Raw genomic sequence first — 8,284 nt, forward strand, 5'->3', positions numbered from 1 at the left:
GTGGACTCAGGTAGCCACGAAAACAAATCGTGTACCATTTTTATATTTATATGGAACAATCCAATAGTTTTTTGAGAACATCCCGTACCCCACTGTGACCGTACGACCAAAGTGGGTCGCTAAACGACGTATTTAGTCTAATTTTCACAACCGCAACTCATCATGTAGTATGCCCAATCGCGCACTACATAACGTTAGGTCGATGTCTGCCAAGGCAACCACGCACCGCGACGCAGCCCGCCCAGCCGCCTTCTACGGCATGTACTGGTGCAGCGTGTTCACGGTTTACATGGCCAGAGGCTTCATTGGTAAATTGAAAAGCTGAAAAGCGCATAAGCTCCGCAGAGTGAGGCAAGCAATGACTGAACACGTTCAAGTCGGTGGCCTGCAGGTCGCCAAAGTCCTGTTCGACTTCGTGAACAACGAAGCCATTCCTGGTACCGGCATTACCGCCGACCAGTTCTGGGCCGGTGCCGATAAGGTCATCCACGACCTGGCGCCGAAGAACAAAGCCCTACTCGCCAAACGCGACGATTTTCAAGCGCGGATCGACACCTGGCACCAGGCGCACGCCGGCCAGGCCCACGACGCGGTGGCCTACAAAGCCTTCCTTCAAGATATCGGATACCTGCTGCCAGAAGCCGCGGATTTCCAGGCCTCGACCCAAAACGTCGATGAAGAAATTGCCCACATGGCCGGCCCGCAACTGGTGGTGCCGGTGATGAACGCCCGTTTCGCCCTCAACGCCTCGAATGCGCGCTGGGGCTCACTGTATGACGCGCTCTATGGCACCGATGCCATCAGCGAAGCCGACGGCGCCGAGAAAGGCAAAGGCTACAACAAGGTGCGTGGCGACAAAGTCATCGCCTTCGCCCGCGCCTTCCTTGACGAAGCCGCGCCATTGGCTGCCGGCAGCCACGTGGACTCCACTGGCTACAAGATCGTCGACGGCAAGCTCGTGGTCAGCCTCAAGGGCGGCAGCAACAGCGGCCTGCGCAGCGATGCCCAGTTGATCGGCTACCAGGGCGACGCAGCCAAGCCGACTGCCATCCTGCTGAAGCACAACGGCCTGCACTTCGAAATCCAGGTCGACGCCAGCACCCCGGTCGGCCAGACCGACGCCGCCGGCGTGAAAGACGTGCTGATGGAAGCCGCCCTGACCACCATCATGGACTGCGAAGACTCCGTCGCCGCCGTCGATGCCGATGACAAGGTGGTGATCTACCGCAACTGGCTCGGCCTGATGAAGGGCGACCTGTCGGAAGAAGTCGCCAAGGGTGGCAAGACCTTTACCCGCACCATGAACGCCGACCGCGTCTACACCGGTGCCGACGGCAAGGAAGTGACCCTGCACGGTCGTTCGCTGCTGTTCGTGCGTAACGTTGGCCACTTGATGACCATCGACGCGATCCTCGACAAGGATGGCAACGAAGTGCCGGAAGGCATTCTCGACGGCCTGCTCACCAGCCTGTCGGCGATCCACAGCCTTAACGGCAACACCAGCCGCAAGAACAGCCGCACCGGTTCGGTCTACATCGTTAAACCGAAAATGCATGGCCCGGAAGAAGCCGCGTTCACCAACGAGCTGTTCGGTCGCATCGAAGACGTGCTGAAGCTGCCGCGCAACACCCTCAAAGTCGGGATCATGGACGAGGAGCGCCGCACCACGGTCAACCTCAAGGCCTGCATCAAGGCCGCCAGCGAGCGCGTGGTGTTTATCAACACCGGCTTCCTCGACCGTACCGGCGACGAGATCCACACCTCCATGGAAGCCGGCGCGATGGTGCGCAAGGCCGCCATGAAGGCTGAGAAGTGGATCGGCGCCTACGAAAACTGGAACGTGGACATCGGCTTGAGCACCGGCCTGCAAGGCCGCGCACAAATCGGTAAAGGCATGTGGGCGATGCCCGACCTGATGGCCGCCATGCTGGAGCAGAAGATTGCTCACCCGCTGGCCGGCGCCAACACGGCGTGGGTTCCTTCGCCGACGGCGGCTGCGCTGCATGCGCTGCACTACCACAAGGTTGACGTGTTCGCCCGCCAGGCCGAACTGGCCAAGCGCGAACGTGCTTCGGTAGACGATATCCTGACCATTCCCCTGGCCCAGAATACCGATTGGTCCGACGAAGAAATCCGCAACGAGCTGGACAACAACGCCCAGGGCATCCTCGGTTACGTGGTGCGCTGGATCGACCAGGGCGTGGGTTGCTCGAAAGTCCCGGACATCAACGACGTCGGCCTGATGGAAGACCGCGCCACCCTGCGTATCTCCAGCCAGCACATTGCCAACTGGTTGCGCCACGGCATCGTCAATGAAGCCCAGGTGATGGAAAGCCTCAAGCGCATGGCGCCGGTGGTGGACCGTCAGAACGCCGGGGATGCGCTGTACCGCCCGCTGGCTCCGGATTTCGACAGCAACATCGCGTTCCAGGCAGCGGTGGAGTTGGTGATTGAGGGGACGAAGCAGCCGAACGGCTATACCGAGCCGGTGTTGCACCGTCGGCGTCGGGAGTTCAAGGCTAAAAACGGCCTGTAAATAAAAAAGCCCTGGTCGAGAGATCAGGGCTTTTTTGCAGCGGTTTAAGAAGAGCTGAGTTTATAACCGCCATTGAGAACGACCGTATTACCATCCGACTCGAACCGCACATTCAAAAAGTTACCCTTGTGCGTGAAAGCGGTACCGGTCGGGGGGCGTTCAACTTCAAGAAAGATCTTCCCTTCAGTAGGTCCGAAATAATCCTTACCGTCTGGCGCACGGTAAGTCACGCGCCTGCCCCTTGCCTCGAATTCATGAAGGCCGTTCGGCACATCGTGCCCATAATCCAGGTCAATACGCTCTTGACCTGCCCCAAGCACCGCTGTCCATGACAGGAACCCGAGGACTTCCTTGGTGCTGAAAAACCGAAACTTGCCGGGAGCAAGCACAAGAACAAAAGCGTCCCCGGATTGTGCCCTCACCCTTGCGTCCTGCAAGGCCTCATCTTCAACTCGAAAAAGTTTGGTGCTCATAGCGAACTCCTGTTCATGGCTTTATGAGGCGCTGATCGACGATCAGCAAACCCCAAACCAGTAAACAGACGCTCTCAAGCTATTCCTACTGTCAGAATTGACAGTTCTTCGCGAAATCAGACCAATGGCACCGTCTAGGACGCCATCCCCAACTCCCGCTTCACCATTTTCGCCAGCTTCACGCTATCAATCGGCTTGAGCAAAAAGTCCACCACGCTCAAATGCATCGCATCAATCACATCCGGCGCTTCGGCGTCACCCGACATGATGATGATCGGCAGCGCCGCCCGGGTGGATTCGCGCACCTGGCGAATCAATTGCAGCCCGTTGCTCGGCGTCATGCGCAGGTCGGTGATCAGCAAGCCGATGGAGCTGCTGGAACTCAACAAGTCCCATGCAGCCTCGCCGCTGTCGGCGGTCATGCAACGAATGCCGTCCAGGCCAAGAATTTCTGCCAACAGTTCGCGCGCGTCCTTGTCGTCATCCACGATCAAAACCCGTTGTGGCGGCAAATCCGGCTCCTGCATAACAGCACTCAGGGCCTCGCGCTCGGCATCACTCAAAATATCGTGGTCGGACATACGTTTCTCGGCAGTTCTATTCAATCTCCCAGCACAGAAGTCAGACATCGCCGGAAGGGCGAACAATGTGCACTTCGTCGGAAAGTTTGCCTAGTGGGCGTTCTACGGGGTTTGGACGATATTCATGTAAGGTTTTTCCCTAGTCGTGGAAGGCATAACGCTACCTAGACTTACGTCCAATGGGCACCCGCAGCGCAGGAGTCGACCATGGGGCACGATAACGACAAAAAAACTGCGGTCATAGGTATGAGTAAAGCTGATGCTTTCACACAAGCGGGGAAAACCGCTGTGTTGCAGAACATCCACGGCACCCTGCAATTCCTGCAACGCTTCCCGCCGTTCAACCAAATGGAAAACGCCCACCTGGGATTTCTGGTAGAGCAGTGTCAATTGCGCTTCTACGGCCCCGGCGAGAGCATCCTCAAGCCCTCGGGCGGGCCGGTGGAACACTTCTATATCGTCAAGCAGGGGCGCGTAGTCGGCGAGCGGCCGGACTCGACAGAAACCACCTTTGAAATCACCACCGGTGAATGTTTTCCGTTGGCGGCGCTGCTGGGGGAGCGGGCCACCCGTACCGAGCACAAAGCCGCCGAAGACACCTTCTGCCTGCAACTGAACAAGCCGGCCTTTATCAAGCTGTTCGCCCTTTCCAGCGCGTTTCGCGACTTTGCCTTGCGCGGCGTGAGCAGCTTGCTGGACCAGGTCAACCAGCAAGTCCAGCAAAAGGCCGTGGAAACCCTCGGCACCCAATATTCGCTGAACACCCGCCTGGGCGAATTGGCCATGCGTCACCCGGTCACCTGCAGCCCGCTGACGCCGCTGCGTGAAGCGGTCACGCAAATGCACGAGCAGCAGGTGGGCAGCATTGTGATCGTCGATGAACACAAGGCGCCCCTGGGGATTTTCACCCTGCGGGACCTGCGCCAGGTGGTGGCCGACGGCACCAGTGATTTCAACCAGGGCATCGAGCGCCATATGACCCAGGCGCCGTTTTTCCTCACGCCGGACCACAGCGCCTTCGACGCGGCGATTGCGATGACCGAACGGCATATCGCCCACGTGTGCCTGGTCAAGGATCAGCGCCTGTGTGGCGTGGTGTCCGAGCGTGACCTGTTTTCCCTGCAGCGGGTGGACCTGGTGCACCTGGCGCGCACCATCCGCAATGCGCCCAGGGTCGAAAACCTGGTGGCGATCCGTGGCGAAATCGGCCAGTTGGTGGAGCGCATGCTCGCCCACGGCGCGTCGTCTACGCAGATCACCCACATCATCACCTTGCTCAACGATCACACGGTGTGCCGTGTCATCGAGTTGACCCTGGCCGACAAGGGCGACCCGGGCGTGCCATTCAGCTGGCTGTGTTTCGGCAGCGAGGGCCGCCGCGAGCAGACGCTGTATACCGACCAGGACAACGGCATCCTGTTCGAAGCCCGGGACGCCGCCGAAGCCGCCGAGATTCGCGGGCGCCTGCTGCCGCTGGCACAACAGATCAACCAGAGCCTGGCGCTGTGCGGCTTCAGCCTGTGCAAGGGCAATATCATGGCCGGTAACCCGGAGCTGTGCCTGTCCCGGGCGGAATGGGCGCGGCGCTTTGCCGGGTTTATCCGTGAGGCGACGCCGGAGAATCTGCTGGGTTCGAGCATCTATTTTGATTTGCGGGTGGTGTGGGGCGATGAGCAAGGGTGCGAGCAATTGCGCCAGGGCATTCTCGACCAGGTGGCAGACAACCGCTTGTTCCAGCGCATGCTGGCCGAGAACGCGTTGCGCCAGCGCCCGCCGGTGGGGCGCTTCCGGGATTTTGTGTTGACGCGCAAAGGCGCCGACAAGGCAACTCTCGACCTCAAGGTGCAAGGCCTCACGCCATTTGTCGACGGTGCCCGGCTGCTGGCATTGGCCAACGGCATCAGCGCCATCAACACCCTGGAGCGCTTGCGCCAACTGGTGGCCAGGGAAGTCATCGAACGCCTTGATGGCGCCGCCTATGAAGAGGCCTATCACTTCATCCAGCAAACCCGCATGCAACAACACCAACTGCAAACCCGCGAGAACCTGCCCTACTCCAACCGCGTCGATCCCGACAGCCTCAACCACCTCGACCGGCGCATCCTGCGCGAATCCCTGCGCCAGGCCCAACGCCTGCAAGGCAGCCTGACGTTGCGGTATCAGCTGTGAGCTGGTTTGGCTGGTTGCGCAAACCCAAACCTGGCCTGGATGCGGCGCAACAACGGCGCGTCGAACAATTGCCCACACCTGGGGAGCTGGGGGACGGATCGCTGCGGGCCCAGCGCTGGGTGGTGGTGGACCTGGAAACCAGCGGCCTGAACCTCAATCGTGACCAGGTGCTTTCGATTGGCGCCGTGGTGATCGAGGACGGCGCAGTGGACTTCTCGCAATTATTCGAGCGCACCCTGCACCGGGCCGAGACCAAGCTCAACCCCAGCGTGCTGATCCATGGCCTGGGGCCCAGCGCCATTGCGGCGGGCAGTGACCCGGCAGAAGCGCTGATGGACTTCATGGAGTTTGTCGGCGACAGCCCGCTGCTGGCGTTTCATGCGCCCTTCGATCAACACATGCTGTGCCGGGCACTCAAGGACAGCCTGGGCTATCGCTTGAACCACCCGTTCCTGGACGTGGCCGACATCGCCCCGCTGCTGTGCCCCGACGCCAACATCCGCGAAGCCGGGCTGGATGACTGGATCACGCATTTCAAGCTGCAAGTGGGCGAGCGTCACCATGCCAGTGCGGATGCGCTGGCAACGGCGGAACTGATGCTGATTTTGTTCAGCCGCGCACGGCAGCAGCAGATCGACAGCCCGCACGCGTTACAACAGCGCCTGGGCCAATGGAAACGCCGCAAGCAAGCGCCCTCATTCTAATGGTGGCGAGGGAGCTTGCTCCCGCTGGGGTGCGAAGCGCCCCCAAATCAGCCAACCCATTTCCAACTGAATAAATGCACTGCCTGGATTACGACTGCTGCGCAGCCGAGCGGGAGCAAGCTCCCTCGCCACAGTAAGCGGCATCACCATGATAGATAGCATTACGCCGCCGCCCGACCAACGCCAATTGCACCCGCCTTACACCTCTGCCACAATCGCGAATAATTCTCGTTAGTTTAAACTTTCCGATCGGTGTCGCCTTGTCGTCAATCCAAAGTCCCCACAGTGAGCTTGTTGGCGCGTTGTACCGCGACCATCGCCGCTGGCTGTTGGCGTGGCTGCGACGCAACGTGGCCTGCCCCAGCCGCGCCGAAGACCTCAGCCAGGACACCTTCATGCGCCTGCTGCGCCGTGAAGAACTGCGTGAACCCCGCGAGCCGCGGGCGTTCCTGGTGGCCATCGCCAAGGGCCTGCTGTTCGATTATTTCCGTCGCGCCGCGCTGGAACAGGCTTACCTCAGCGAACTGATGCTGATCCCGGAAAGCGAGCACCCGTCCCCGGAAGAACAGCAACTGATCCTCGAGGACCTCAAGGCCATCGACCGCCTGCTGGGCAAACTCTCGAGCAAGGCCCGCGCGGCCTTCCTCTATAACCGCCTCGACGGCATGGGCCACGCCGAAATCGCCCAGCGCCTGGGGGTTTCCGTGCCCCGGGTGCGGCAATACCTGGCCCAGGGTATCCGCCAGTGCTACATCGCCCTGTATGGCGAGCCGCTGTGAGCCCGGTCAGTTCCAAGCCGGTGTCGGCGCGGGTGCTCGACGCGGCCATTGCCTGGCAACTGTCCCTCGGTTCGGGCGACGGCAGTGCCGTGGAGCAGGAAGAATTCGCCAAATGGCTGGCCAGCAACGAAGAACACGCCCGCGCCTGGCGCCAGTTGGGCATGCTCGATCAGCGTTTCAGTGTGGCCTCGGGCCCGGCCCGTGCGGCATTGCTGCAGTCACGCGAAGGCATTCGCCGCCGCGTGCGCAAGCTCGGCAGCGGCCTGGCCAGTGTGGTGCTGGTGTGCGGCCTGGCATTGTTCGTCGGCCAGCGCTACGTGCCGCTCAACTATTGGCTGGCCGACCAGCGCACCGCCACCGGTGAACAGCGCACCCTGAAGCTGGCGGATGGCACCGTGATCAACCTCAACACCCACAGCGCCATTGACGTGCGCTTTGACGAGAAACGTCGGCTGATCGTATTGCAGGAAGGCGAGATCCTTGTCGAAACCGGCCACAACGACGCCCGCCCGTTTTTTGTCGAAACCCGCGAAGGCAGCCTGCGCGCCCTGGGCACACGGTTTATCGTCAAGCGCGAGGAAGATGGCACCCGCCTCAGCGTGTTGCAGTCTGCCGTCGGCGCACAGCCTGAAGCGCTGCATCAAGAGCAGATCTTCAAGGAAGGCCAGCAAGTGCTGATGCGCCGCGACAGCCTCGGCCCGATGCTTGCCGTCAGCCCCGGCACCGACGCCTGGACGCGCGGCATGCTGGTGGTGGACAACGCGCGGCTCGGCGATGTGGTTGCCGAGCTGAGCCGCTACCGCACCGGTTACCTGGGTGTGGATAAACAGGTGGCCGACCTGCGGATCACCGGCAGCTTCCCGCTGCACGACACCAACCTGGCACTGAACGCGCTGCTGCCGACCTTGCCGGTGCAGATTCAACAACACACGCCGTGGTGGGTGACGGTGGCGCCCAAGCCGTAGGCTCCTGTGGTGCATAGGCCATTGTCATCGCAGGCAAGCCAGCTCCCACAGGTGGAATGCGTTCCCCTGTGGGAGCT

At 61.0% G+C, this 8,284-nt stretch carries 7 protein-coding genes; 5 read left to right on the forward strand and 2 right to left on the reverse strand.

Annotated features, from left to right (window positions below; translation table 11 throughout):
* The first annotated feature begins 358 nt into the window (after nucleotides 1–358).
* Entirely contained in the window at nucleotides 359–2,536 is a 2,178-nt protein-coding gene (locus tag AC3WKX_RS12355) for a malate synthase G (RefSeq protein ID WP_102604390.1), read from the forward strand.
* A gap of 44 nt (nucleotides 2,537–2,580) precedes the next feature.
* Here the strand turns inward: AC3WKX_RS12355 and AC3WKX_RS12360 are convergent, their stop codons facing one another.
* Nucleotides 2,581–3,009 carry a hypothetical protein gene (locus tag AC3WKX_RS12360; RefSeq protein ID WP_102604389.1) on the reverse strand — a complete coding sequence of 143 codons (429 nt, stop codon included), beginning with the start codon at nucleotides 3,007–3,009 and terminating at the stop codon, nucleotides 2,581–2,583.
* 134 nt (nucleotides 3,010–3,143) lie between these two features.
* Nucleotides 3,144–3,590: a response regulator gene (locus tag AC3WKX_RS12365; protein ID WP_003211086.1), complete on the reverse strand. Its 447-nt coding sequence runs from the start codon at nucleotides 3,588–3,590 to the stop codon at nucleotides 3,144–3,146.
* A gap of 246 nt (nucleotides 3,591–3,836) precedes the next feature.
* Between AC3WKX_RS12365 and AC3WKX_RS12370 the strand changes: the two genes are divergently transcribed.
* The 4 genes from AC3WKX_RS12370 to AC3WKX_RS12385 all read left to right on the forward strand — a co-directional run bounded on the left by AC3WKX_RS12370 (nucleotide 3,837) and on the right by AC3WKX_RS12385 (nucleotide 8,207).
* Nucleotides 3,837–5,759 (forward strand): putative nucleotidyltransferase substrate binding domain-containing protein, encoded by a 1,923-nt coding sequence (locus AC3WKX_RS12370; RefSeq protein WP_003211088.1) that lies wholly within the window; start codon nucleotides 3,837–3,839, stop codon nucleotides 5,757–5,759.
* Nucleotides 5,756–6,463 carry a 3'-5' exonuclease gene (locus tag AC3WKX_RS12375; protein WP_003211091.1) on the forward strand — a complete coding sequence of 236 codons (708 nt, stop codon included), beginning with the start codon at nucleotides 5,756–5,758 and terminating at the stop codon, nucleotides 6,461–6,463. Before AC3WKX_RS12370 ends, AC3WKX_RS12375 begins: the two co-directional genes overlap by 4 nt.
* 260 nt (nucleotides 6,464–6,723) lie before the next feature.
* Nucleotides 6,724–7,242 carry an RNA polymerase sigma factor gene (locus AC3WKX_RS12380; RefSeq protein ID WP_102604388.1) on the forward strand — a complete coding sequence of 173 codons (519 nt, stop codon included), beginning with the start codon at nucleotides 6,724–6,726 and terminating at the stop codon, nucleotides 7,240–7,242.
* Nucleotides 7,239–8,207, forward strand: a complete 969-nt coding sequence (locus tag AC3WKX_RS12385; protein ID WP_102370054.1) for a FecR domain-containing protein — start codon at nucleotides 7,239–7,241, stop codon at nucleotides 8,205–8,207. The genes AC3WKX_RS12380 and AC3WKX_RS12385 overlap by 4 nt, the downstream gene beginning before the upstream one ends.
* Nucleotides 8,208–8,284: the final 77 nt, after the last annotated feature.

The sequence above is a fragment of the Pseudomonas sp. GP01-A4 genome, from assembly GCF_058780865.1.